At 71.8% G+C, this 24,270-nt stretch carries 22 protein-coding genes; 8 read left to right on the top strand and 14 right to left on the bottom strand.

Going from position 1 to position 24,270, the window contains the following annotated elements:
• Nucleotides 1–55: 55 nt before the first annotated feature.
• The 3 genes from HTZ77_RS05855 to HTZ77_RS05845 form a co-directional block, all read right to left on the bottom strand.
• Nucleotides 56–1,165 carry a sugar ABC transporter substrate-binding protein gene (locus HTZ77_RS05855; RefSeq protein ID WP_175588367.1) on the bottom strand — a complete coding sequence of 370 codons (1,110 nt, stop codon included), beginning with the start codon at nt 1,163–1,165 and terminating at the stop codon, nt 56–58.
• 207 nt (nt 1,166–1,372) lie between these two features.
• Nucleotides 1,373–2,050 carry a sulfite exporter TauE/SafE family protein gene (locus HTZ77_RS05850; RefSeq protein WP_328808436.1) on the bottom strand — a complete coding sequence of 226 codons (678 nt, stop codon included), beginning with the start codon at nt 2,048–2,050 and terminating at the stop codon, nt 1,373–1,375.
• A 146-nt stretch (nt 2,051–2,196) separates the two neighbouring features.
• Nucleotides 2,197–2,823, bottom strand: coding sequence for a TetR/AcrR family transcriptional regulator C-terminal domain-containing protein (locus HTZ77_RS05845; RefSeq protein ID WP_328808435.1), 627 nt, complete (start codon nt 2,821–2,823; stop codon nt 2,197–2,199).
• A gap of 69 nt (nt 2,824–2,892) precedes the next feature.
• On the opposite strand from HTZ77_RS05845, the gene HTZ77_RS05840 reads away from it, so the two are divergent.
• Together HTZ77_RS05840 and HTZ77_RS05835 are read left to right on the top strand one after the other, a co-directional pair.
• Entirely contained in the window at nt 2,893–3,810 is a 918-nt protein-coding gene (locus tag HTZ77_RS05840; RefSeq protein ID WP_175588365.1) for an ATP-binding cassette domain-containing protein, read from the top strand.
• Between the two features lie 14 nt (nt 3,811–3,824).
• Nucleotides 3,825–4,637, top strand: a complete 813-nt coding sequence (locus tag HTZ77_RS05835; protein ID WP_175588364.1) for an ABC transporter permease — start codon at nt 3,825–3,827, stop codon at nt 4,635–4,637.
• A 50-nt stretch (nt 4,638–4,687) separates the two neighbouring features.
• On the opposite strand, the gene acnA is transcribed toward HTZ77_RS05835, so the two are convergent.
• Entirely contained in the window at nt 4,688–7,480 is a 2,793-nt protein-coding gene (gene acnA / locus HTZ77_RS05830) for an aconitate hydratase AcnA (RefSeq protein ID WP_407940479.1), read from the bottom strand.
• A 425-nt stretch (nt 7,481–7,905) separates the two neighbouring features.
• Between acnA and HTZ77_RS05825 the strand changes: the two genes are divergently transcribed.
• Entirely contained in the window at nt 7,906–8,133 is a 228-nt protein-coding gene (locus tag HTZ77_RS05825) for a hypothetical protein (RefSeq protein ID WP_175588362.1), read from the top strand.
• Nucleotides 8,134–8,184: 51 nt separating this feature from the next.
• On the opposite strand, the gene HTZ77_RS05820 is transcribed toward HTZ77_RS05825, so the two are convergent.
• A complete protein-coding gene (locus HTZ77_RS05820) occupies nt 8,185–8,913 on the bottom strand; it encodes a metal-dependent hydrolase (protein WP_175588361.1) in 729 nt (242 codons plus the stop codon).
• Between the two features lie 339 nt (nt 8,914–9,252).
• Between HTZ77_RS05820 and HTZ77_RS05815 the strand changes: the two genes are divergently transcribed.
• Together HTZ77_RS05815 and HTZ77_RS05810 are read left to right on the top strand one after the other, a co-directional pair.
• Nucleotides 9,253–9,987: a PadR family transcriptional regulator gene (locus tag HTZ77_RS05815; RefSeq protein WP_235994333.1), complete on the top strand. Its 735-nt coding sequence runs from the start codon at nt 9,253–9,255 to the stop codon at nt 9,985–9,987.
• A gap of 4 nt (nt 9,988–9,991) precedes the next feature.
• On the top strand, nt 9,992–10,540 hold the full coding sequence (locus HTZ77_RS05810; protein ID WP_205302101.1) for a DUF1707 SHOCT-like domain-containing protein: 549 nt from the start codon (nt 9,992–9,994) through the stop codon (nt 10,538–10,540).
• Nucleotides 10,541–10,567: 27 nt separating this feature from the next.
• Here the strand turns inward: HTZ77_RS05810 and HTZ77_RS05805 are convergent, their stop codons facing one another.
• Both HTZ77_RS05805 and HTZ77_RS05800 read right to left on the bottom strand, forming a co-directional pair.
• Nucleotides 10,568–12,469 carry a glycoside hydrolase family 15 protein gene (locus tag HTZ77_RS05805; RefSeq protein WP_175588360.1) on the bottom strand — a complete coding sequence of 634 codons (1,902 nt, stop codon included), beginning with the start codon at nt 12,467–12,469 and terminating at the stop codon, nt 10,568–10,570.
• 66 nt (nt 12,470–12,535) lie between these two features.
• Nucleotides 12,536–13,018 carry an NUDIX domain-containing protein gene (locus HTZ77_RS05800; RefSeq protein ID WP_175588359.1) on the bottom strand — a complete coding sequence of 161 codons (483 nt, stop codon included), beginning with the start codon at nt 13,016–13,018 and terminating at the stop codon, nt 12,536–12,538.
• A gap of 137 nt (nt 13,019–13,155) precedes the next feature.
• On the opposite strand from HTZ77_RS05800, the gene HTZ77_RS05795 reads away from it, so the two are divergent.
• A complete protein-coding gene (locus HTZ77_RS05795; protein WP_175588358.1) occupies nt 13,156–13,563 on the top strand; it encodes an acetyltransferase in 408 nt (135 codons plus the stop codon).
• A gap of 56 nt (nt 13,564–13,619) precedes the next feature.
• On the opposite strand, the gene HTZ77_RS05790 is transcribed toward HTZ77_RS05795, so the two are convergent.
• The 4 genes from HTZ77_RS05790 to HTZ77_RS05775 form a co-directional block, all read right to left on the bottom strand.
• Nucleotides 13,620–14,462, bottom strand: a complete 843-nt coding sequence (locus HTZ77_RS05790; protein WP_175588357.1) for a class I SAM-dependent methyltransferase — start codon at nt 14,460–14,462, stop codon at nt 13,620–13,622.
• Nucleotides 14,463–14,500: 38 nt separating this feature from the next.
• Nucleotides 14,501–14,950, bottom strand: coding sequence for an acyl-CoA thioesterase (locus HTZ77_RS05785; protein ID WP_175588356.1), 450 nt, complete (start codon nt 14,948–14,950; stop codon nt 14,501–14,503).
• A complete protein-coding gene (locus HTZ77_RS05780; RefSeq protein ID WP_175588355.1) occupies nt 14,947–20,790 on the bottom strand; it encodes an SDR family NAD(P)-dependent oxidoreductase in 5,844 nt (1,947 codons plus the stop codon). Before HTZ77_RS05780 ends, HTZ77_RS05785 begins: the two co-directional genes overlap by 4 nt.
• Nucleotides 20,791–20,937: 147 nt before the next feature.
• A complete protein-coding gene (locus HTZ77_RS05775) occupies nt 20,938–22,161 on the bottom strand; it encodes an NAD(P)/FAD-dependent oxidoreductase (protein ID WP_175588354.1) in 1,224 nt (407 codons plus the stop codon).
• A 236-nt stretch (nt 22,162–22,397) separates the two neighbouring features.
• Here HTZ77_RS05775 and HTZ77_RS05770 point away from each other — a divergent pair, with 236 nt between their 5' ends.
• Nucleotides 22,398–22,799, top strand: coding sequence for a ribonuclease domain-containing protein (locus HTZ77_RS05770; protein WP_175588353.1), 402 nt, complete (start codon nt 22,398–22,400; stop codon nt 22,797–22,799).
• Between the two features lie 2 nt (nt 22,800–22,801).
• Nucleotides 22,802–23,200: a barstar family protein gene (locus HTZ77_RS05765; protein WP_175588352.1), complete on the top strand. Its 399-nt coding sequence runs from the start codon at nt 22,802–22,804 to the stop codon at nt 23,198–23,200.
• On the opposite strand, the gene HTZ77_RS05760 is transcribed toward HTZ77_RS05765, so the two are convergent.
• From HTZ77_RS05760 to HTZ77_RS05750, 3 genes are all read right to left on the bottom strand, one after another.
• A complete protein-coding gene (locus HTZ77_RS05760; RefSeq protein WP_175588351.1) occupies nt 23,201–23,380 on the bottom strand; it encodes a hypothetical protein in 180 nt (59 codons plus the stop codon).
• Between the two features lie 201 nt (nt 23,381–23,581).
• Nucleotides 23,582–24,019, bottom strand: a complete 438-nt coding sequence (locus tag HTZ77_RS05755; protein ID WP_175588350.1) for a hypothetical protein — start codon at nt 24,017–24,019, stop codon at nt 23,582–23,584.
• Between the two features lie 59 nt (nt 24,020–24,078).
• Nucleotides 24,079–24,249, bottom strand: coding sequence for a hypothetical protein (locus HTZ77_RS05750; RefSeq protein WP_175588349.1), 171 nt, complete (start codon nt 24,247–24,249; stop codon nt 24,079–24,081).
• Nucleotides 24,250–24,270 lie beyond the last annotated feature (21 nt).

The raw sequence follows: 24,270 nt of genomic DNA, 5'->3' as shown, positions 1-24,270 counted from the left end.
CCCTCGGGTCGGGGCGCGGACGGGTGCCGCCCGGCCGCGCCCCGGATGAGCTGCGTTACTGGATTCCTGCCTCGGTGCACTTGGCGGCGAAGTCGCCCGTGCACAGCTCCTCCTTGGTGACGTAGCCGTCGGCGACCACGTCCTTCACGGAGTCGAAGGTGATGGACACCGGCTCCATCAGCTCGGACGGGACGTCCTTGCCGGACTCGGGGTCCTTGACGCTGCCGCTCGCCGTCGGCTTCTCGCCCTTGGCCAGCGCGACCGCGAGCTTGGCGGCGGCGTCGGCCTCCTTCTTGACCGCCTTGTAGACGGTCATGCACTGGTCGCCCGCGAGGATGTTCTGCAGGCCCTGCACGGTGGCGTCCTGGCCGGTGACCGGCACCTTGCCGTTGAGCTTGTTCTTCTTCAGCACGGTGATGGCGGCGTTGCCGAGGCCGTCGTTGGCGGCGAGCACGCCGGCGATCTTGGGCTGCGTGGTGAGCATCTGCTCGAAGAGGGTCCCGGCCTGGGTGTTGTCCCAGTCGGGCACGGACTGCTCGGGGCCCTTGACGTACTCGCCGGAATCGAACTTGGGCTTGAGCACGCCGTCGTAGCCGGCCTTGAACAGGGTGGCGTTGTTGTCGGTCGGCGAGCCGTTGAGGTAGGCCACGATCGGCTTGTCGGCCTTCTTGTCGGTCAGGCACTTGGCCAGGCCCTCGCCCTGGAGCTGGCCGACCTTGGTGTTGTCGAAGCTGACGTAGTAGGCGGCGCCGCCGCCCAGGGTGAGCCGGTCGTAGTCGATGGTGACCACGCCCTGCGAGCGGGCCTTGTCGATCACGGTCTTGCCGGTGCCGCTGTCCAGGTTGACGATCATCAGCACGGTGGCGCCGTTGGTCATCATCTGGTCGGCGATGGTCTGGAACGCGGTCTTGTCGTTCTGGGCGTTCTGGATGTCGTACTGCACCCCGGCGGCCTTGAACGCCTCCTCCAGGTACTTGCGGTCCGCCGTCTCCCAGCGGGCCGAGGACTTGCTGTCGGGCAGGATGACGCCGATCTTGCCGGCGGCCTTCTGCGAAGTCGATGCCGAGGCGCCGGTCGTGCTCTGACCGCCGTCGCCCCCGCAGGCGGTGAGACCGAGGGTGAGCGCGGCGGCTGCGGCGGTCAGGCTGAGGATCCCCTTGCGCATGTGCAGGGTCCTTTCTTCCGGAGGGGCCCGGATGAATGTTGTTTGCGGCAACGTATTCCGCCCTCGGCCACTTTGGAAGACCCCCCGGCGGGGCAGTTTGTTGTTCCCGGTAACAATCCAGAAACGTCACCTCAACCCGGCGGAGACCTCGCGCTCCACCTGCGCCCCGACCTCGAACGCCAAGCAAGCGCTTTCCTTCGCGGCGCGTCAGGACACCAGGCTCTGGGTGATCAGCACCACCGCCGACGTGGCCGCCACCGCCAGGACCGCGGTCCGGACCTTGCCGCCGTCGAGGTAACGCCGCAACGGCCCCGACACGGCGAACCCGAGCGCCATCGGGACGAGCAGCACACCGCCCGTCACCAGGGCCCGGGCCGGCAGCCGGTCCACCGCCGCCAGGATGACCAGCGACTGCGCGGCGCTCAGGAAGAAGAACATGGCCAGCGTCGCGCGGATCTGCGGCCCCTTGGCGTGCTGGTAGACCAGCGCGATCGGCGGCCCGCCGATGCCGGTGGCCGTGCCCGTGACCCCCGAGACGAACCCGGCCCCCGCGATCGTCGCGCCGTTGCGCGGGACCGCCAGGGCGCTCGCCGTGAGGACCACCGCCACCAGCACCATGACCCCGACCAGGACGCCCAGCGCGTGGACCGACACGTGCACCACGATCACGGCGCCGACGGCGCTGCCCGGCAGCCTGCCGAGGACCGCGAACCCGAGCCCGCGCCAGTCCACCCTGCGCCACTCGGCGGCCAGGGTCAGCAGCGGCAGCGTCATGTTCGCCACCTGCATCGCGCCGGGCATCACGCCCGGGTCGACGAGGGTGAGGACGGGCGCGGCGACCAGCCCGAGGCCGAAGCCCACGCTCCCCTGCACGACCGCGCCCACGAAAACCGCAACAGAGCCGACTAGGAGCACTAATTCCGTAGAAGTCACGCGGACGAGTCAATCACCGTCCCCTCCGGTGACCCAGTGCGGGGAGTCCGTGCGGGGAGTCCGTGCGGGGAGTCCGTGCGGGGAGTCCGTGCGCGCGGTCAGCCCCCGCCACCCGCGAGCCGCCGTTCCAGCCCGTCGAGGATGAGGGCCAGCCCGCCCTCGAAGGCCCGGTCGCCCTGGGGGTCACCGATCCGCTCCAGGGCCGCCATCAGCCGCGGGTAGGCCCGCGCGACCGCCTCCCGGTCGGGCGGCTCCTGCTCGTCGTCCCGGGCCCGGTCGGCCTGCTCCTCCAGCACGAAGCCGCCGACGTACCCGCTGACCGCCGACAGCCCCAGCATCGCGTCCTCCGCCGTGAACCCGGCCGACTCCAGCGCCGCCACGGCCCGCTCGACCTGCGCGAACAGCTCGGGCGACGGCCGGGTCCCGGCGACCAGCCGGGCGCCGTCGCGGCGGGAGTTGAGCATCGCGCGGTCGCCGCGGGCACGGTCGGCCAGCCAGACCCGCCACCGCGCCGGGTCGGTGAACACCGGCCGCTCGGGCTGCTCCCGCACCATCTGCGCCGCCATGGCGTCCAGCAGCTCCTGCTTGCCGCGGAAGTGCCAGTACAGGGCGGGGGCCTGCACGCCCAGCTCGCCGGCCAGCCGCCGCAGCGTGAGCCTGTCAAGTCCGCCCTCGTCCAGCAGCCGCAGCGCGGTCGCCACGATGGTGCCTCTCTCCAGTGCCACGGTTGACAGCTTAACGGTGTTCAAGCATCCTTAACAGCGTTCGATTTAACACCGTTAAGGAGGATCGGCATGATCCGGGTCGAGGGCTTGCGCAAGCGGTACGGGGATCACGAGGCGCTCAAGGGCATCGACCTGCGCGTCGAGCCGGGGACGGTGTGCGGCCTGCTCGGGCCGAACGGCGCGGGCAAGACCACGGCCGTGCGCATCCTCACCACGCTGCTGCGTCCCGACGGCGGCCGGGCCGAGGTGGACGGGCTCGACGTGGTGCGCGACGCGGCCCGCCTGCGCTTCCGCATCGGCCTGGCCGGCCAGCACGCCGCCCTGGACGAGCTGCTCACCGGCCGGCGCAACCTGGAGATGTTCGGCCGGCTCTACCACCTGTCCCGGGCGCGGGCCCGGCGCCGGGCGGGCGAGCTGCTGGAACGGTTCGAGCTGACGGACGCGGCGCGGCAGCCGGTCAGGGAGTACTCCGGGGGCATGCGGCGGCGGCTCGACCTGGCCGCGAGCCTGATCGTGTCACCGCCGGTGCTGTTCATGGACGAGCCGACCGCCGGGCTCGACCCGCGCAGCCGGATGCGGCTCTGGGAGCTGCTGCGCGACCTGGTCGAGGAGGGCACCACGCTGCTGCTGACCACGCAGTACCTCGACGAGGCCGACCATCTGGCCGACCGGATCGTGGTGCTCAGGGAGGGCGCCGTGGCCGCCGCGGGCTCGCCCGAGGAGCTGAAGCGGACGATCGGCGGCGACCGGGTGCAGGTCGTCTTCCGCGAGCCGGGAGACGTGGACGCGGGGCTGCGGCTGCTCCGGAGCATCGTGACGCCGGAGATCGACAGCACCGAGGGGCTGCGGGTGACCGTCCCCGCCGCCGACGGCGCGCAGTCGCTCATCCGCATCGCCGGCGCGCTGGACGCGGCCGGCATCCCCGTGGAGGACCTGGCGCTGCGACGGCCCACCCTCGACGAGGTCTTCCTCCGCCTGACGGCCTGAAAGGACCCACCGCGATGTACGAGAGCGTGTACGCGACCGTGCGCTGGACCCTGCTCGACTCCCTCACCATCGCGGGCCGCACCTACGCGCGGCTCAGAGCCCAGCCGGGCGAGATCGTCGCGTTCCTGGTGTTCCCCGTGATCATGACCGTGCTGTTCGGGTACGTCTTCGGCAGCGCGATCGTCCTGCCCCACGGGGGCGACTACCGCAGCTACCTCATGCCCGGCATCTTCATGCAGGTCATGGCCATGACCGCGACCTCGGCCGCCACCGCCGTGGGCGAGGACATGGCGCGCGGGCTCATCGACAGGTTCCGCGCCCAGCCCGTCGCCCGCAGCGCCGTGCTCGTCGGGCGCAGCGTGGCCGACCTGTCGCTGCACCTGCTGTCGCTGGCGGCCATGGTGCTGGCCGGGGTCCTGATCGCCGGGTGGCGGGCGCGCGGGAGCCTCGGGGACACGGCGGCGGCCTTCGGGCTGCTGGCGCTGTTCGGGCTCGCGATGATCTGGGTGGGCACGTACATCGGCCTGTGGGTCAGGAGCGGCGCGCAGGCCGACGCGGCCACGTTCGGCTGGCTGTTCCCGATGACGTTCCTGGCCAACACGTTCGTCCCCACCGAGGGGCTGCCGGCCTGGCTCAGGCCCGTCGCCGACTGGAACCCCATGAGCGCCGTCGTCGCCGCCACCCGCGGCCTGTTCGGCAACCCCACCTCGGTCTCCCCGGCCTGGCCGCTCCAGCACCCGGTGACCGCGAGCCTGCTCTGGTGCCTGGGGATCCTCGCGGTGTTCCTGCCGCTGGCCGTGCACCGCTACCGCACCATGGACCGCTGACACGCGAGGACGCCGCCCCCGGTCCGCGGGGACGGCGTCCTCGGCCCGTGTTACCTGGCCAGCAGCGAGCGCAGCACGTACTGCATGATGCCGCCGTGCCGGTAGTAGTCGGCCTCGCCCGGCGTGTCGATGCGGACGACCGCGTCGAACTCCACGTCACCGGCCTTGACGTGCACGGTACCCGGGATGCCGCCCTTGTTGAGCTCCTCCACCCCGGTGATGTCGAACGTCTCCTCGCCGGTCAGCCCCAGGGACTCGGCCGAGGCGCCCTCCGGGAACTGCAGCGGCAGCACGCCCATGCCGATGAGGTTCGAGCGGTGGATGCGCTCGTAGGACTCGGCGATGACGGCGCGGACGCCGAGCAGCGCCGTGCCCTTGGCCGCCCAGTCGCGCGAGGAGCCCGAGCCGTACTCCTTGCCGGCCAGCACCACGAGCGGCGTGCCGGCGGCGGCGTAGTTGACCGAGGCGTCGTAGATGAACGACACCGGGCCGTCGGCCTGGGTGAAGTCGCGGGTGTAGCCGCCCTCGGTGCCCGGCGCGATCTGGTTGCGCAGGCGGATGTTGGCGAACGTGCCGCGGATCATCACCTCGTGGTTGCCGCGCCGCGAGCCGTACGAGTTGAAGTCCCTGACCTCGACCCCGTTGGCCTGGAGGTACTGCGCGGCGGGCGTGCCGACCTTGATGGAGCCGGCCGGCGAGATGTGGTCGGTCGTGACCGAGTCGCCCACCTTGACCAGCACGCGGGCGCCGGCGATGTCGGTGACGGGCTCCGGCTTCTCCGGCATGCCCTCGAAGTACGGGGCCTTGCGGACGTAGGTGGAGTCCGGGTCCCACTCGAAGGTGTCGCCGGTCGGGATCGGCAGCGAGCGCCAGTGGTCGTCGCCCTTGAACACGTCGGCGTAGTCGCGCTCGAACATGTCACGGCCGATGGAGGAGTTGACGACGGCCGAGATCTCCTCCGGCGACGGCCAGATGTCGCGCAGGAACACCGGTTGCCCGTCGGCGCCCGTGCCGAGCGGCTCGTTGTCGAGGTCGACGTCCATCGTGCCGGCCAGCGCGTACGCCACGACGAGCGGCGGCGAGGCCAGGTAGTTCATCTTGACGTCGGGGTTGATGCGGCCCTCGAAGTTGCGGTTGCCGGACAGCACGGCGGTGACCGCGAGGTCGTTGGCCTGGATCGCCTCGGAGATCTCCTCGGGCAGCGGGCCCGAGTTGCCGATGCAGGTGGTGCAGCCGTAGCCGACCAGGTTGAAGCCGATCTTGTCGAGGTACGGCTGGAGGCCGGAGCGCTCGAAGTAGCCGGTGACGACCTGGGAGCCGGGCGCGAGGGAGGTCTTCACCCACGGCTTGCGGGTCAGACCCTTCTCCACCGCGTTGCGGGCCAGCAGGGCCGCGCCCAGCATGACGTACGGGTTGGAGGTGTTGGTGCAGGAGGTGATCGCGGCGATGGCGACGATGCCGTGGTCGATCTCGAACGACGTGCCGTCGGCCAGCGTGACCGGCACCTTCTTGTGCGGGCGGTCGCCGTTGAGCGCGGCGGCGTGCGGCTGGTCGGCGCTGCCGTCGTGGCTGATCGCGGGAGAGTCGGAGGCCGGGAACGACTCGTCGGACGCCTCGTCGGCGGGGCCCTGCACGCTGGGCGTGAAGTCCTTGGCGTCGGCGTAGTCCTTGACGGCCGCGCGCCAGGCCCTCTTGGCGTCGGACAGCACGATGCGGTCCTGCGGGCGCTTCGGGCCGGCGATGGACGGGACGACCGTGCCGAGGTCGAGCTCCAGGTACTCGGAGAAGACCGGCTCGGCGGCGGACGGGTCCAGCCACAGGCCCTGGGTCTTGGCGTACGCCTCGACGAGCGCGATCTGCTCCTCGGAGCGGCCGGTGAGGCGCAGGTAGTCGACGGTCTGGCCGTCGATCGGGAAGATCGCGCAGGTGGAGCCGAACTCGGGGCTCATGTTGCCGATCGTGGCCCGGTCGGCGAGCGGCACGGAGGAGACGCCCTCGCCGTAGAACTCGACGAACTTGCCGACCACGCCGTGCTTGCGCAGCATCTCGGTGATGGTCAGCACCAGGTCGGTGGCGGTGGCGCCGGCCGGCAGCTTGCCGTTCAGCTTGAAGCCGACCACCCGCGGGATGAGCATGGAGATCGGCTGGCCGAGCATCGCGGCCTCGGCCTCGATGCCGCCGACGCCCCAGCCGAGGACGCCGATGCCGTTCTCCATCGTGGTGTGGGAGTCGGTGCCGACGCAGGTGTCGGGGTACGCCTTGCCGTCGCGGGTCATCACCACGCGGGCCAGGTGCTCGATGTTGACCTGGTGGACGATGCCGGTGCCGGGCGGGACGACCTTGAACTCGTCGAAGGCGGTCTGGCCCCAGCGCAGGAACTGGTAGCGCTCGCGGTTGCGCTCGTACTCGCGCTCGACGTTGCGCTGGAAGGCGTCGGGGTGGCCGAAGTAGTCGACGATGACGGAGTGGTCGATGACCATCTCGGCGGGGGCCAGCGGGTTGATGCGGGACGCGTCGCCGCCGAGGTCGCGGACGGCCTCGCGCATGGTGGCCAGGTCGACGACGCAGGGGACGCCGGTGAAGTCCTGCATGATGACGCGGCCGGGGGTGAACTGGATCTCCACGCTGGGGGCCGCGTCGGGGTCCCACTCGCCGAGCGCCCGGATGTGGTCGGCGGTGATGTTCGCGCCGTCCTCCGTGCGGAGGAGGTTCTCCAGCAGGATCTTCAGGCTGTACGGGAGGCGGGCAGCGCCCTCGACGGCGTCCAGCCGGAAAATCTCATACGACGCGTCGCCGACGCGTAGCGTGTCACGGCTGCCGAAGCTGTTCGCGGACACGGTGATTCGCCTCCTCCATAGACCGTTGCGTGATCGTGGGGACGCTCGCGGCTGCCTGCCCGCGGCATTGCGCGCGCTATGCCGGATTCGCTCCCAGTTGAATCCTGCCGCACCCCGGGACTGATCAGCACGTTAGGTGACCCTAACCGGCGGTTGCAGCGGTGTCTCGACATCAAGATATCCCGAAAAGTATCTCGACATCAAGTTAAACGGCACCGCCCCCACATCATCGAAGTGAGTGGCGGAGACGGGACAAGCTGGATGGCACAACGCCTTGATCTCTGGCCCGGACAGCCACTGGTGGTCCGAGGGGAGGCAGCGGAGCTGGGTCCCCTCGGTGATCGATTCTCACCGGGGCGACCTCGCCAGCCGATGTTGTGTTCGGTTGTGAGACTGGTGGCGCAGGTGAAACTCCTGCCGACGCCGGAGCGGTGTTTCGTAACTTCGACCTGCGTAAGCACACCTATGAGCAGGTCAAGGCCGTCTTCGGGCTGGCCGCGCAGGCCGCCCAGCACGTGATCAAGAAGGTCTGCGACGCCTACCGCACTCTGCACGCCAACCTGGCCGCCGGAAACCTGGGCAAACCACGATCGGCGCGGCGAGTCAAAGCTGAAAGCAAACCGATCTCCTTCGGCCCGCAACATCGCCTCACGCGGTGAGGCGGGCTGGGCAGTGAGTCACGCTGCCTGACGCGGACCCCGACCGTAGGGTCAGACGGGCCCGAGGCGTAGGAAGAGCAGGCCGATGATGGCGACGGACAGCACGGGGGCGAGGATCTTCTGCTCGAACTTCTTGCCGGTCTTGATGCCGATCTTCCACGGCAGCACGAACTTCACCGACATCGGCCAGAGCACCGGGCAGCCGCGCTCGGTCATGCAGTCGCCGAGCACGTGGATCAGGCAGCCGAGGGCCACGGCCATGCCGAGCCAGGCGTACCCCACCCCCTGGGAGAGGAAGACGGCGTACAGGCCGGCGGTCAGGCCGACGTTGACGAGCGCCGAGCCCATCTTGTTGCCGGGGATGCCGATGCCGATGGCGCGTAAGGCGAGCCCGATGAGCAGGACCACCAGGATGTCGCGCCCGATCGGGTAGGCGCCGGCCAGCCAGTGGGCGCCCAGCCCGAGCGCGACCGCGAACACCAGGGAGTGGGTGGCGCCGCGGTGGCCGCCGCTCACCCAGCAGACCGCCTTGCTGAGCAGCCAGGTGACGGGGCCGAACGTCTGGGCGATCGTCGCGCTGGGGTGGTCGAGGTCGGGGAGCATGGCGGCGCCCGCGCAGACGAGCGCCCCGGCGATGAACTCGGCCGGGCTCAGCGCGTTGGCCATGATGCCGGTCTCGATGAACCGGCTCGACTCCGTCACCATCGGCAGCGCCGCGAGCGTCGGCGCGAGCCCCAGCCAGGCGATGGCCCCGGTCATCGCGTGCGTGTGCCCCATCATGATCCGGACTGTACGGCAAAGCGGGGACAGGCGAGCATGCCGCCGGGGAACGTTCCCGTGACCCTGCCTTGGCCTGACGCTCGAAGGTCCGGAAAGGGCGAGCCAAAAGTCCGGAAACGCAGACGAGGCCGTCTCCACGGCGACAGCACCCCCCAGCCCTGCCGACGCGGAACGACCTCGTCCGCACTGAACAACGACGCCGTCCCGGATCCTGTTCCCGAATTCCGCGGCTTTTTCGTGATCTGCCTCACTCTCCCCTTGGCGTTGCCAACGACATTCTTCCGATATATCGTTGAAGCATCGCGAACAGTCGCGAGGTATCTCCAAGGAGGAAATGTCATGGCAATGTCACACGCAGCAGGGTCCGCAGGCGGCCAGTGGCCCGACGCGCGCGAGTTCAAGCGGGCCGCCCGCGAGGCCGTCCGCAACCTGAGGGCCGCGGCAGGCGCCTGGGAGGAGGCGGGCCACCGCCACCGCCACGGCCCGCACGAGGAGCGGCACCGCGGGCGACGCGGGCCGTTCCCGCCCGAGTTCGGCCGCGGCCCCTGGGGAGGGGGCGGGCCGTTCGGTCCGGGAGGCCCGTTCGGTCACCGCGGCTGGGGCGGCCGGGGCCGCAAGGCCAAGCGCGGCGACGTGCGCGCCGCGATCCTGGCGCTGCTCTCCGAGGAGCCGCGCAACGGCTACCAGATCATCCAGGAGATCGCCGAGCGCAGCGAGGGCGGCTGGAAGCCCAGCCCCGGCGCCGTGTACCCGGCGCTCCAGCAGCTCACCGACGAGGGCCTGGTGGTGGCCGAGGAGAACGAGGGCCGCAAGACCTTCCGCCTCACCGAGGCCGGACGCACGTACATCGAGTCCCACAGCGACGAGGTCCGCGCCCCCTGGGACGACATGCGGCCCGACATCGACGACAACGCGGCCGACCTGTGGGACATCGCGCGCCAGTCCGCGTTCGCGATGGTTCAGGTTCTCCAGACCGGATCCGACGCACAGATCCGCGAAGCGCGTAAGACTCTTGTTGAGACCCGGCGCAAGCTCTACCAGATTCTGGCCGACGGCGACCCGGGCGAGGAGTGACCGCATGACCGGCTTCGCAACGGACAGCCGGCTCGGAGAGAGGGAGGCCCCGGCCATGGACCCCAAGGATCTCCGCATCGGCGACGCCGAACGCGAGCAGACGATGGAGGCCCTGCGTGAGCACTTCGCGCAGGGCCGGCTCGACCACCAGGAGCTCGACGAGCGCCTGGACCGCACCCTGGCCGCCCGGACCGCCCGCGACCTCGCGGAGATCACGGCCGACCTGCCCGGCGCCCCCGCCGTCCACCCGGGCCCGCCCGCGCCCGGCACGACCGGCATGCCCGGCATGGACGACTGGAAGGCGGCGATGCACGCCCATCATCAGCGGATGGAGCACGTGCACGACGCCCACCGCCAGGCGCGCCGCGCCTACCGCGACATGCGCCGCGGTGGCCGCCGCCACCACGGCCCGCCGCCGTTCGTGCCGATCCTGGGCGTGTTCCTCGTCCTCGGCGCGATCTTCGGCGGGTGGGGCATCCTGAAGGTGCTGTTCGTGCTGTGGATCGTGGGCATGGTGGTCGGCCTCATCCACCGCAAGTCCCACCGCCGCTGAGCTCGCCCCGGGGCTGACGGGCGCCCGTCAGCCGAGGGCGCGGTCGAGGTTGAAGGCGGCGCTGATCAGGGCCAGGTGGGTGAACGCCTGGGGGAAGTTGCCCTGCTGCTCGCCGTTCTGGCCGATCTCCTCGGCGTACAGGCCGACGTGGTTGGCGTAGGTAAGCATCTTCTCGAAGGCCAGGCGCGCCTCCTCGACGCGGTCCGCCCGCACGAGCGCCTCCACGTACCAGAACGAGCAGATGGAGAACGTGCCCTCCTCGCCGCGCAGGCCGTCGGGGCTGGCCTCCGGGTCATAGCGGTAGACGAGCGAGTCCGACACCAGGTCGGCCGTGAGCGCGTCGAGGGTGGACAGCCACTTCGGGTCGGTGGGCGAGATGAACTTGACCAGCGGCATCATCAGCACGGCGGCGTCCAGGACGTCGTCGTCCTCGTGCTGGACGAACGCCTGCCGTTTGGGTGACCAGCCGCGCCGCATGAGCTCCCGGTAGATCGTGTCGCGGGTGTCGCGCCAGCGCGGGATGTCGGCGGGCAGGCCGCGGCGGCGGGCCGTCCGCATGGCCCGCTCGATCGCCACCCAGCACATCAGCCGCGAGTACAGGAAGTTCTTGCGGCCGCCGCGGGTCTCCCAGACGCCCTCGTCAGGCTGGTTCCAGTGGGCGCAGACCCAGTCCACCAGGGCGCAGACGTCGTCCCAGTGTTCGCTGGAGATCGGCCGGCCCCACTTGTCGTACAGGTAGACCGAGTCGATGAGGGCGCCGTAGATGTCGAGCTGGAGCTGGTCGGCGGCGGCGTTGCCGACCCGCACGGGGGCCGAGCCCTGGTGTCCCTCCAGGTGGGTCAGCTCGCGTTCGGGCAGCTCGGTGCGGCCGTCGATGCCGTACATGATCTGCAGCGGCCCGGACGGGCCGTCCTCGCGGCGGCAGACGCGGCGGGTGAGGAAGTCCATGAACGCCTCCGCCTCGCCGGTGAAGCCGAGCCGGAGCAGCGCGTACACGGCGAAGGCGGCGTCGCGCACCCACAGGTAGCGGTAGTCCCAGTTGCGCTCGCCGCCGAGCTGCTCGGGCAGGCTCGTGGTCGGCGCGGCGACGATCGCGCCGGTGGGCGCGTACGTGAGCAGCTTGAGCGTCAGCGCCGAGCGGTGCACCATCTCCCGCCACCGGCCGCGGTAGCGGGAGGCCGACAGCCAGCGCCGCCAGAACCCGACCGTGGCGGCGAACGCGTCCTCCGCCTCCGCGTGCGGGCAGCCGCGCGGCTCCACGTCCTCGTGCACCCGGTCCAGTGCGAACACCGCCGACTCGCCCTCCTGGAGGGTGAACGCGGCGCGCGCGTCGCGGTCGTCGCACGTGACGGGCACCGTGGCGGTCAGCGCCAGCGTCAGGTCCGGCGAGGAGAAGACGACCTGGCCTTCGCACCGGGACAGCTCGTGCCGCTGCGCCCCGTACCCGAAGCGCGGCGCCACCCGCGCCCGGAACGGGATCTCCCCGCGCACGCACAGCACCCGCCGGATCAGCCGGTGGCGGTCGGCCTCGCCGGTGTCGACGGTCACCGGCATGAAGTCCTGGATCTCGCCGACGCCGTCGCCGGTGAAGAAGCGGGTGATCAGCACGTTGGTGTCGGGGAAGTAGAACTGCTTGGTCTTGGCGGGGACGGCGGCGGCCAGTTCGAACGCGCCGCCCCGGTCGGCGTCCAGGATGGAGGCGAAGACGCTGGGCGAGTCGAAGGTCGGGCAGCAGTACCAGTCGATGGTGCCGTCGGTGCCGACCAGGGCCACGGTGCGCAGGTCGCCGATCAGGCCGTGCTCGGCGATCGGCAGGTAGCGGGAGTCACTGTCCCCGGACGCGACTCTGCGGCCGGATGCTCCCTGATCGGATGCTCCCTGATCGGATGCTCCCTGATCGGATGCTCCGTGATCGAATGTCGTGGCCATGGCGGCGGCCTCCCCGGACGTCGGGTGTCCTCTCCTTCCATGGTGCTACTCCGGGTTCCGGCCGTGCTACGCGAAGTACCTCGCGACGACCTGGGTGTGCAGCGGGAACGCCAGGTCCGCCGGCCCGTCGAGCAGCAGCCACTCCGTCGTCTCGGCCGTGGGCGCGACCGGCGGCAGGTCGGCCGCGCGGGTCCGCGGCCCCAGGGCGAAGACCAGCAGGGTCCCGTCGGGAGCGCTCATCACGTCGAGCAGCCGCACGGCGTCCGCGTCGACGACGATCCCCGTCTCCTCGCGCAGCTCCCGTACGGCGGCCTGCTGCCAGGACTCCCCCAGGTCGATGAAGCCGCCGGGCAACGCGAGCCGGCCGCGATGCGGCTCGACCCCGCGGCGGACGACCAGCACGCCGTCGTCGACCGGCAGCAGCATCACGGCGACCGGCAGCGGGTTGAGGTAGCTGGTGTTCCCGCAGCCGGGGCAGGTGCGCGGCCACGCCTGGCCGGGGGCGAAGGCCGTACCGCAGAAGGAACAGTGCGCGTTCTTGATCACCACAACCGCGATGGTAGATCAGCCCGAGCCGGGCCCGGCTGCCCTACAACCTGACCGCCGTGTTCCGGCGTTCTCATCTGTGACATGTCGATCACTTCTCGATCGGCGTCGTCTGGTTCGACGAAAGGATCACGCACAGCATGGGCAAGCTCAAGAAGTCGGCCGTCACGGCGCTCGGCCTGGTCGCCGCGCTGGCCGGCACCATCGTCACCAGCGGTCCCGCCGCGGCGGCGTCCTCCCCTGTCGAGGCCTGCGGCGGCGGCAGTTACCACGTCATCGACAGCCACGCCCTCGGCTCCAGCGCCACCATCTACCTGCTCTACAACGGCACCACCAACTGCGTCGTGACCTGGAAGACGGGCGCCAGGGGCAACACCACGTACGTGGAGGCCAGACTGCGGCACGACGGCATGTACTTCAGGGTGGACCCCGGCCACTACCAGTACTACGCGGGGCCGGTGAAGGTCGACGCCGGGGCACGCTGCATCATGTGGGGCGGCGGATACGGTGACACCCTCTGGACCAGCGGCTGGGAGCACTGCAGGTAGTCGCCGTACGGCGGTGGCCGCGGGGGGACGATCCCGCGGCCACCCCCTCCGGAGCCTCAGTCGCCCGCGGCGACGAAGTCCCTCGCGACGAAGTCCCTCGCGGCGACGAACAGGAAGTTCTGCGGGAAGCCCCTGGCCTCCCGGGGCAGCGGCGGGTTCCACGGCCACCGGCCGTAGGAGGCGCCCTCCTCGCCGGGCATCCGCAGCTCCGTCACCCGCCAGCCGCAGCCGGACAGGAACTCCTCCGGCTCGTCGGTGCCGAACAGCCACGGGCAGCCGTCCTCGGTGAGCCGGCGCAGCCCCTCCTTCGAGAACTCGCTGATCATGGACTGGTGGCTGAGCAGGTCCCCGGCGAGCACGCTCCCCGGGGCGGCGGCCTGCGCCACCCGTTCGAGCAGCAGGCGGGCGGCGGGCTCCGGCAGGTAGAACAGCAGGCCCTCCGCCACCCACAGCGTGGGCGCCGACGGGTCCCAGCCGGCCGCACGCAGCGCCGCCGGCCAGTCGCCGGTGAGGTCGGCGCCGACGGCCCGCCGGTCGCAGGCGTGCCGGGCGCCCAGGTCCGCGAGCCGCTTGTCCTTCTCCTCCAGCAGGTCCGGCTGGTCGACCTCGTACAGGACGGTCCCCGGGGGCCACGGCAGCCGCACGGAGCGGGTGTCCATGCCGGCCGCGAGCAGCACGACCTGGCCGAAGCCCCCACGGCGGATCAGGTCGTCCAGGTAGCGGGTGCGGATGGCGATGAACTCGCCGACCCCGGGGTTGTCGTAGCGGGCGAAGAGGGTGGCGCCCTCCCGGCCGGCGAGCCGCTCGGCGTACGGGTCCGTGAAGATCGCGTCCTCGCGGCGCGACTCCTTGGCCCGGGCGGCGGCGGTCCAGCGGGCGGTGGCGGCGACGGAATGCATCGGCGGTCCTTTCCGGGTCAGCGGCGGGCCCTCTCGGGTCAGCGGCGCGTGGAGGGGCTTTGCACCTGTTCGAGCAGGCGCCGCATCTGCTCCGGGATCCGCGCGGGCACCATGCGGCCGTGCTCGTCGGGGCGCACGCAGGCGATCCGCTGCTCGCCGGTGGCGACCAGCTCCTCTCCCCCGTCCGGGAGCTGGCGCCAGTACTCGTACGTCATCACGGACTGGGTCTGGCCCAGCTCACCCTGCCGCATCCGGATGACCACCTCGTCGAACACGGCGAGCTCCCGCAGGTAGTCGCAGCGGCAGCTCACGGTGAGTAGCCGCACCCCGTCGGCGAAGCCCGCCACCACGTCGGGGACGTAGTCGCGCAGGAACATCTCCCGCGCGCGTCCCTGCCAGCGGATGTAGTTGACGTAGTTGACGTTGCCCAGCAGGTCGGTGTCCTCGATGCCGACGACGTGCCGGTACTCGTAGGCGTCGCCGTTCATCGCAGCTCACCGGCCTTGCCCGCGTCCGGGTCGGTCTCGGCGAGGACGGCGAGCACCACGGGGGCCCGCACGCCGCGCAGCCGGGTGGACAGCGTCAGGATCCGGCGCCCGCCGGCGACGAATCCCACCCAGCCGCCCTCCCTGGCCGAGTCGAAGGTGACGGCCGTGTCGACGGGCAGGCCCGCCTTCACCAGGCATTCGGCGGCCGTCCAGACCCGCGTGGCCGCCGTGTCGGCGTCCTCGCCGGTCTCCTCGGCCACGGTGCCGGCCAGCGCGAGCCGGTCGGCGCCGAGCAGCGATGTCCACGCCTCCTCGCTCCTGGGGGTGACGGTCTCCAGGTCGCAGCCGGCCGTGGTCGTGGCCATGGTGACGCCGGCGGCGTGCGCGACGGACACCGTGCCGCCGCCCAGCACCTCGGGTCTGCCGTCCGGCCGCCAGACGACCTCGGTCGCCGCCCCGAACAGCCGCCGGAGCGCCAGCAGGCTCGCCTGCCGCCGCTCCAGCCCCTCGCCGTCCACGTCGAGGACGACGCGTCCCGCCAGCTCCTGCTCGATGAGCACGTGCTCCAGGTACGAGCCGAGCAGCACGGGAACCCATTCGCGAGGCACCTCGTACTTGCTGACGAGCTGCGTCCGGAAGCCCTGCCAGGTCTCGACCACCCGGCCGTCGCGGTCGGTGACCTCGATGTCCCAGCACTTGTCGTCGTACCGGTGCCGGATGTAGACGTCGGTCGCCTGCGCGCCCGCGCGGGGCCCCGGCACGACGCGGTCCACGCCGAGGGGGATGGCCAGCACGGTCGGCCCGCAGGTCTGCATCGGCTGCATGTACGCGTCGCGGGCGGCCGGGTCGCCGAGCAGCAGCCGGTCGGGCAGGTAGCGGCCGAACCAGGACGCGTCCGTCCCGGGCAGGAGCCGGCCGGTGACGTGCTGGGCGCCGGTGCGGTGGATGCTCTCGACGAGCTTGAACCGCGGGCCGTGGAAGAGCATCGGCCCGTACAGGTCCGTGGCGGGGTCGAAAGCCATCGGCGGCAGCGCCACGTCGTCGCGCCGCACCAGTCCGAGCGGTTCCGGCTCGCCCTCGGCCCGGGAGTACGCGCAGACCGCCCGGAAGTGGTCGACCTGGAACTTGGTCGCGCTCGTACGGACCGCGGTGGCCACCCGGCCCGGCCCGAGGCGCAGCGCCGCCACCCGGACCGTGACCGGGGCGTCCTCGGGCACCACGATGGCCCGCAGGAACTCGACGTCCTCCAGGACGGGGAGGGCGTCGGCGCCGAGCAGGCCGGCGGCGGCCTGGGCCATCATCTCCATGCCGACCGTGCCGGGGACGACGGCGCCCTCGCCGCCGCCGAAGACGTGCTCGGCGAGGTAGGGGTCGCCGGCCCAGCTCACCTCGGAGTCGGCGACCAGCTCGATTCCGGGGTAGTGGACGCGCGGCTGCTCCAGGAAGCGCAGCAGCGGCAGGTCGTCGCAGCCCTCGCGGCCGGCGGCGAAGGTGACCGTCGGCAGGTCGCCGAAGCGGCCGGTGACCACGGTGACAGCGGGCGCGTCGGGGTCGGCGACCAGGCCGCGGAGCATGGCCACGCCCTGGTCGGGGGTGATGGTGGTGACGCCGACGCGGGCGAGGCTCTCCACCGAGCCGAGCCGTTCGCCCATGCCGACGCCGGACCACAGGGACCATTCGACGGCCCGGCACCGGCAGTGCGGCAGCTCGCGGGCGAGCCGTTCGACGAGGTCGCTCTGCCACTCGTTGGCGATCGCGTAGTGGGCCTCGCCGCGCAGCCCGGCCCGTCCGGTGATGCTGCCGAACGTGACGAGCAGCCGCAGGGCCGCGGTGTCGACGGCGGCCAGCACGGCCCTGAGGCCGGCGACCTTGGGGTCGATGGTGGCGGCGTAGTCGTCGCCGGTGAGCTCCTGGAGCAGCTTGGGGACGTTGCCGCCGGCCCCGTACAGCACTCCGGTGATCCGGCCGAGGTCGGCCTCGACCGCGGCGACCGCCTCGGCCACCGCCGCGGGGTCGGTCACGTCGGCGCGCAGGTAGCGGGCGGTCACGCCGGTGGCCGCCATGCGTTCCAGGTTGGCGGCCAGCTCGGCGTCCCGCTCCGGGTCGGAGCGGCCGAGCAGGGCGAGGCGGGCGCCCGTCTCCTTGGCCAGGTCGAGCGCGCACTCGGCGGTGATGCCCTTGCCGCCGCCGGTGACGAGCAGCACGTCGTCCGGGCCGAGCGGGATCCGCCCGCCGCCGAGCTCGACCGGGGTCAGGACGGGCCGGGTGCGGGTGCCGTCGGCGTCGTGGAAGACCTCCGTGAAGCCGCTGGTGGCGGTGACCTCGGCGGCGACCCGTGCGGGCGCGGCGGCGTCGAGCGGCAGGGTGACGACGGTGGTGGCGACCCAGGGCGCCTCCAGGTGCAGGGTCTTGGCGAAGCCGGCCCCGCCGGGCTCCTCCTGGACGATCGCGCACCGGGTCACGTCCTTTCCGGCGAGCACCGCGTCGGCGGCGGCGCGCAGCACCGCCAGCCGCTCGGCGTCCAGCCGCTCGCCATCCGCCCGTCCGGTGGCCGGCCCCGAGGGCAGGATCGCCAGCACGCCGGCGCCGGTCTCCGCCTCCTCCAGGGCGGCGCGCAGCGCTTCTGCGGCGGGGTGCTCGCCGACGACGGTCCAGGCGCCGGGGCTGCGCGGGGCCGTACGGCGCGGCGGGCCGTCCTCCCTTCTCGCCACGGCGAAGCCGTGGACCCAGTGCGCGACGCCGGGCGGGACGATCCGGGCCGCGGCCGTCTCCGCGTCCTCGGCGGGCGCCTGGCCGGTGGCGACGAGCTGTTCCAGCGTCTCGGCGACCTGGCCGAGCGTGGCGGTGGCGTACCCGGTGGGCGCGGCGGGCTCGGACAGCCCGAGGCGGCGCATGGCCTCGCCGACGATCTCGCCCACCACGATCGAGCTGAGGTGCAGGTCGTCCAGGAACTTGCTGTCGGCCTGCACCGCCTCCAGCGGGAACTCGGCGTGTGCGGCGACCAGCCGGCGCAGCAGGAGCAGCGGGTCGCCGGTCGGCTCGTCGTCCGCGGCGGCCTCGGGCGCGGCCGCCGGGGCCGCCGCGCCGCCGGTCATGCCGGTCAGCAGCGCGGCGTCGATCTCCGGGACGACCTCGCACAGGTTGGTGATGAAGGTGGGGGTGGCGGCCGGGTCGAAGGGGCGGGTGAAGCGGTCGTCGAACAGGGCGCCGACCTTCACGGCGGCGCCGACGGCGAACGCGGCGCCCAGCGTCCGCAGGATGCCGCCCAGGGAGTCGTCGTCCGTGCGCGTGGCGACCACGGGGACGTTCACGATGTCCCGCGCGAGCTGGGTGAGCACCTGTCCCGGGCCCACCTCGACGAGCAGGTCGGCGTCCTTGGCGGCGGCGGCGAGCGCCTCGGCGAAGCGGACGGGCGCGGTGATCTGCTCGCGCAGCAGGTCGAGGGGTTCGCCGACGACCGGCGCCCCGGTCACGGTGGACACGACGTTCCGGCGGACGGGCGCCGGGCTCTCCTCGGCCAGCGTGCCCGCGAAGACGGCGGCGGCCGGGGCGACCAGCGGCGAGTGGAAGGCGTGCGAGACGGGCAGCCGGACGGACTGCAGGCCCTGGCGGGTGGCCCGCTCCACGACCCGGGTCACCGCCTCGCCGGGCCCGGAGACCACGGTCTGGCGCGGGGAGTTGAGCCCGGCCACGACCACGGGGTCGTCGCCGATGAGCGCGGCCACGGTGTCGTGGTCGGCGGTGATGCTCGCCATCGCCCCGCCGCTCTCGGACAGCTCGCTCATCGCGCGTCCCCGGGCGGCGGCGACGCGCAGCACCGCCGCCTCGTCGAACGAGCCGGCCCAGTGCAGCGCGACCAGCTCGCCGAGGCTGTGCCCGACCGCGGTGCCGGCCTCGACGCCCAGCTCGGACAGCACCCGGAGCCCGGCGACGGAGGCGGTCACGATGCGCGGCTGGGCCACGGCGGTCTCGACCTGGTCGCCGTCGGCGGGCAGCGCGGCCGTCTCGTACAGCTCGTCGACCGTGTCGAAGCGGCGGCGCAGCGCTCCGCCGTCGGAGCGCGTGCCGGAGCCCTGGCCGGGGAACATGAGCACGATGCGCGGCAGCTCGCCCAGGGCGCCGAGGAAGATCCCGGCCGCGGCGTCGATGTGCCGCTCCGTGCCCTGCCCGGCCAGCTCGGCGACCCGGCGCAGCCGTTCGGCCAGCTCGGCGGGCGTCCCGGCGACGACCGCGGCGCGCCGCGCGCGGGCGCCTCGCGCGCCGAGCCCGCGCGCGAGGTGCGCGGCGAGGTCGGGCAGTTCCGACCGGGACATGCCCACGGCGACCGTGGCCAGGCGTTCCGCCTCGCGGCGCAGGTCGTCAGCCGTGTCGGCGTCCAGGCAGAACAGCTCGGCGTCCTGGGGGGAGTTCATGAGGGTGCGGGTCCGCCCGTCCAGGCGGGGCCGGCGGGGGCGCGGGGACTCGATCACGACGTGGGTGTTGATGCCGCCGAAGCCCATGGCGCTGACGCCCGCGCGCAGCGGCGCGCCGGACGGCCACGGCTCGGCCTTGCGCAGGGTGCGCAGGGCGGGCGACTCGCCGGACAGCAGCTTGTGCGGCCGTTCGCACCCGGTGGTCGGCGGCAGCACCGCGCTGTTGACCGCCATGACCGCCTTGATCAGGCCGGCCATGCCGGCGGCGGCCTTCGTGTGGCCGATGTTCGCCTTGACGGAGCCGATGACGGCGGGCGGCGCGCCGGGGGCGGCGGCGTGGCGCGCCTCGGAGATCGTCTGGAGCTCGGCGGCGTCGCCCACGGCGGTGCCGGTGCCGTGCCCCTCGAAGTACGGCACCTCGTCGATGCCGAACCCGGCGCGCCGGTAGGCGCGGTCGAGGCAGAGCCGCTGGCCGTCGGACTCGGGCCGGGTGATGCCGCCCGCGCCGTCCGAGGACACGCCCCATCCGGCGACGAGGGCGTGCACGCGGTGCCCCCGGGCGACGGCGTCCTCCTCGCGCATCAGCACGACCATGCCGCAGCCCTCGCCGGGCCAGAAGCCGGCGGAGCGCCGGTCGTAGACGCGCATCTCGTCGGCGGCGAGCGCGCCGGCCCGGGAGAAGCCGATCAGCTCGTTCGGGTCGATGCTGATGTCCACCCCGCCCGCGACGGCGACGTCGAGGTCGCCGGAGACGAGCGCGTTGCAGGCCGTGGTGAGTGCGAGCAGCGACGAGGCGCAGGCGCCGTCCACGGCGTAGCCGCCGCCGTTGAGGTCGAAGTGGTTGCAGATGCGCCCGGCGATCGTGTTGGACAGGCCGCCGGCCAGGTAGTCGCCGTCGGGCACGGGGAAGGGCGCCTTGTAGTCGCGTTCCATGCGGGCGAGCAGCTCGGCGAGCTGCTCGGTGTCCATCGTCCCCTCCAGGGCGCCGGCGACGACGCGCCGCACGTACGGCCAGCGCAGCCTGATCCCGGCGGCGCGCTGGCCCTCGCCGGTGAGCGAGTTGCCGACGACCACGCCGGTGGTCTCGTGCGGCGCGCCCTTGCCGTCCGGGAAGCCGGCGTCGGCCAGCGCCTCGGCGGCCACCTCCAGCGCGAGCCAGTGCACCATGTCGGTGTTGCGGTACGTCGTGCCCGCCACCTTGAACCGCAGCCGGTCGAACTCCCAGTCGCGTAACAACGCCGCCTCGGTCGTGTAGAAGTGGTCGGGCGCCGTGCGGTCCTCGGACCAGTAGTCGGACAGCCGGATGCGTTCCCGGGGCAGCCGGCGGAAGGCCCGGCGGCCGGCCACGGCGTTGTCCCACAGCTCACCGGCCGTGGAGGCGTCGGGAAAACGGCATGCCATGCCGACGACGGCGATACGAGAAGTCACGCGAATCCTTAGATGTCTCGGCGGCTGTTTCCGCGGCTGCTTCCGCGGGTGTTTTTGCGAGTGTTTTTGCGAGTGTTTTTGCGGGCGTTTTTGCGGCCGTCCGGCGGCGGTTCGGCCGCTGTTCGGCGGCTTCGGGCGGAGCGGCCGTTACTTGCGCAGACGGTGGAGGGCGTTCACCCGCGCGGCGCGCAGCAGCGAGCCCGGTGACGCGAATTCCTTGACGTCGATGAGGCGGGAGGCGAAGGCGTGATAATGCCGGGCCGCTCCGGCGTCGCGGGCCGCGGCGGAAAGCAGCAGCCGTTCGAAGACATTGAACGGCCGCACGGCCGAGTAGTCCTCCATGAGTTTGTGGTGACTGTCGAGCGCGGAGCGATGTTTCCCGCCGTACGCCTCGAGGCCCGGCAGCACGTCGCCTCCCCCGGCCACGGCCGGGCCGACCGCGTCCACCAGCCACTGGGCCGACTGGAACGCCCACCCGCACCCGACGCCCCACAGCGGGTCGGTGGCCAGCGCCGCGTCGCCGACGAGGGCGAGTCCCGGCCCGTACGGCTTGCGGTAGACGTTGGGCAGGTCGCGGGTACCGATGATCTTCGAGATGCGTTCGCCCCGGTCGATGGGGGGCGCGTCGGGCAGGGCGCGGACGAACCGCTCGAAGCTGCCCTCCAGGTCGGCGCGGAAGGCGGAGGCGTGGTGTTCCTTGGCCGGGCTGCAGGCGATCACGGTGACGCCGTCGTCGTTGGGGAAGGCGAAGGCGGTGTCGGGGTCGAGGAACCACACGCGGCTCGCGTCGTCGTCCGGCAGGCCGCGGTAGTGGGCGAGGAACCCGAGGCGGTTGTTGGCGCTCAGCCGTACGGGGAGGCCGCTGAGGGAGCCGACGGTGGAGGCGCGGCCGTCGGCGCCCACGACCAGCCGCGCCGTCAGCCGGGCGCCGTCCGTGGTGCTCACACCGGTGAAGCGGCCGTTCTCCTCCAGGAGCCCGTTGACGCCGCCGCCGAGCCGCAGGTCGACGCCCGGCGTCTCGGCGGCCAGCCGCCTGAGCAGGGGGTCGAGGGTCTGGCGGCGGACGTTGAGCCCGTGCGGGAGCGGCTCCCGGCCGGGAGCGGGCCGCGGCTCGATCCATCCCCACCGCGTCCACAGGTGGGTGACGTGCCGCCGGGCCCCGGCCTGCTCCAGCGGGGGCAGGAGTCCCAGGGTCTTGATGACCGGCATGCAGCTCGGCTGGAGCGTGTGGGTGCACAGGACCTTGTACGCGTCCATGCCGGAATGCTTTTCGAGAAGCGCGACGCGGGCGCCGAGATTCGCGAACAGTATGGCGGCGGCACATCCGGCAATGCTCGCGCCCACTATGACGACGTCATAGTCATCTGACATGCGACATTTCCCTACGGAACTACGGCTCCGCCGCTTCCACGCGAAAGGAAGTGGTTGAACCGTAAACGGGGATTGCGTTGATCATTAAGAGGTTACTGAATGGTAGGGATGGAGGCTTGAGACCGTCAAGGGTCCTGATCGGAATCCCGCTCGGGCGCTTCTGACGTGATGTGATGCCCTTCGAGGGCGGGCCGTTCGCGCGGCGTCCGTACGGGTGCGTTCGAGGAGGTGGAGGGATGCGGACGAAGGACTTCTCACGGCGGACGGCTCTGACCGTCGCACTGGCGGTCACGCTTGCCACGGCGGTGACCGGTACGACTCCTGCCGCGGCCTCGGTCCACGACTCCTGCACCGTCTCCCGATGCGCCGACGCGCGCTCGGCCAACTCGATCTGGGCCGCCAAGGGCTACCCCACCCGTGCCGGCTGGTACCCCTGGCCGGGTGGCGCGTACAACTACACGGGCGGACGCTTCCGCAACCGGGAAGGCCGCCTTCCCCGCGGCGCCACGTACGACGAGTACGACGTGTACTCCCGGCCGCGGGGCGCCGCCCGCGACGCGTACCGGATCGTCGTCGACCGCGGCACCCGCGCGACCTGGTTCACCCCGAACCACTACACCGACTTCTACAGACTGTAGGAATGGACGACCCGCTGCCACCCTGGCTGACCGTGTCCACGGGCCCGGCGCCCGCGATCCCGGACGGACGCACGGCCCGGATCCCGGCGCCCGCGGTCATCGACGGACGCGCGGCCCGGACCAGGGCCGCCTTCTTCGAGGAGGCGGCCCGGGCACTCCGTCTCCCCGCTTACTTCGGCCGCAACTGGGACGCGCTGACCGACTCCCTGCGTGACACCGGAAGGGTGGACCTGCTCGTGGAGCACGCCGAGGAGCTCCTCAGCGCCGAGCCCGCCGAGCAGCTCGTCACCCTGCTGGCCGTCCTGGCCGAGGCCGCCGGCACCGGGCTGACCCTGACGCTCCGCACCGACGCGGACCACGAAGCCGGCCTCCGCCGCCGGATCGCCGCGGCCCTCCCTTGATCAGAGCATCCCTCCGGGCTCCGTCTCCAGCGCCGCGATCAAGGCGGGAACGAACGCCTCCGCCGGCGCCACCAGTACGAACACGGCGACGGCCGACCACGCCAGCGCCCCGACGGCGACAGGCACCTCGAGCCGCCCGAGGTCGAACGCGCCCTTTCCGCGATCCAGTCGTCCGCGCACCGCCAGACACAGGACCGTCGTGCAAGCCGTCGATGATCGCCGGGAGGATCGTCGATGCCGTGATCAGCTCCAGCAGTGCGGCTCCCGGCAGCGCGACCATCAGGACGACGCCCACGACGAAGATCAGAACCTTCCCGCGAAAGTCCTCTTCCGGAAGACCCCTGACCTGGAACCCGTGGTGTCGCAGCGACTGTGACGGCCCTAGTCGACGAACGCAGCCTCCAGCATGCGGGGACCTCCAGCGGAGTCTTCCACTGTCGCCTCAATACGCCGGCCATCGGTTTCCTTGCTCACCCCGGCGATGCAGGAGTCCGGGCAAGGCTCTTTGGCCCTCGGCAAGTCGACCCATCCAGCGGAATAGAATTTCTGCATGACCACGTGCGGAGGAATATCAGAATACAGAGTATAGGATATGAATGCACCTCCCTCAGGCGCGGAATCGCAGCCGCTACCTTTGACAAGCGTTGAGCGCACATCCGGTGACAGCAGCGGACCTATGACGCCGGCGAGCCGCTCGCCCTCACGGTCGTCTTTCCTGTAGCAGTCCGCCGACGATGATGAGGTCGCATCAATCCCTGCACAGCCAGAGCTCGTCGTCATCGCACCGACGACGACGAGCAACGCCAAACCCTTCTTCATGAAACGCCTCCGACTTGACATTTCCGCCGACTCATACCAGGCGATCTCACCGAGAGAGTTCACAGCAGACCCTGGTTGACCTCCACATAGACAAACGATTCCAGCTTGCCCGGCGGCCCTTTGAGTGCCTTCAGAATGTCGGTGATCACCCATTGGCGCCCGGACAGAGAATCGGCAGCCTCGTCCAATGCCGCCGCACCAGTGGCCGCCCCGACATCGATCACCAACACATCAGCCACTCCCCGGACATG

Origin of the sequence: Nonomuraea montanisoli, assembly GCF_013363975.1 — a bacterium.
Lineage (GTDB): Bacteria > Actinomycetota > Actinomycetes > Streptosporangiales > Streptosporangiaceae > Nonomuraea > Nonomuraea montanisoli.
The sequence above is the reverse complement of the archived record's forward strand: the minus strand, read 5'-3'. Positions and strand labels throughout refer to the sequence as shown.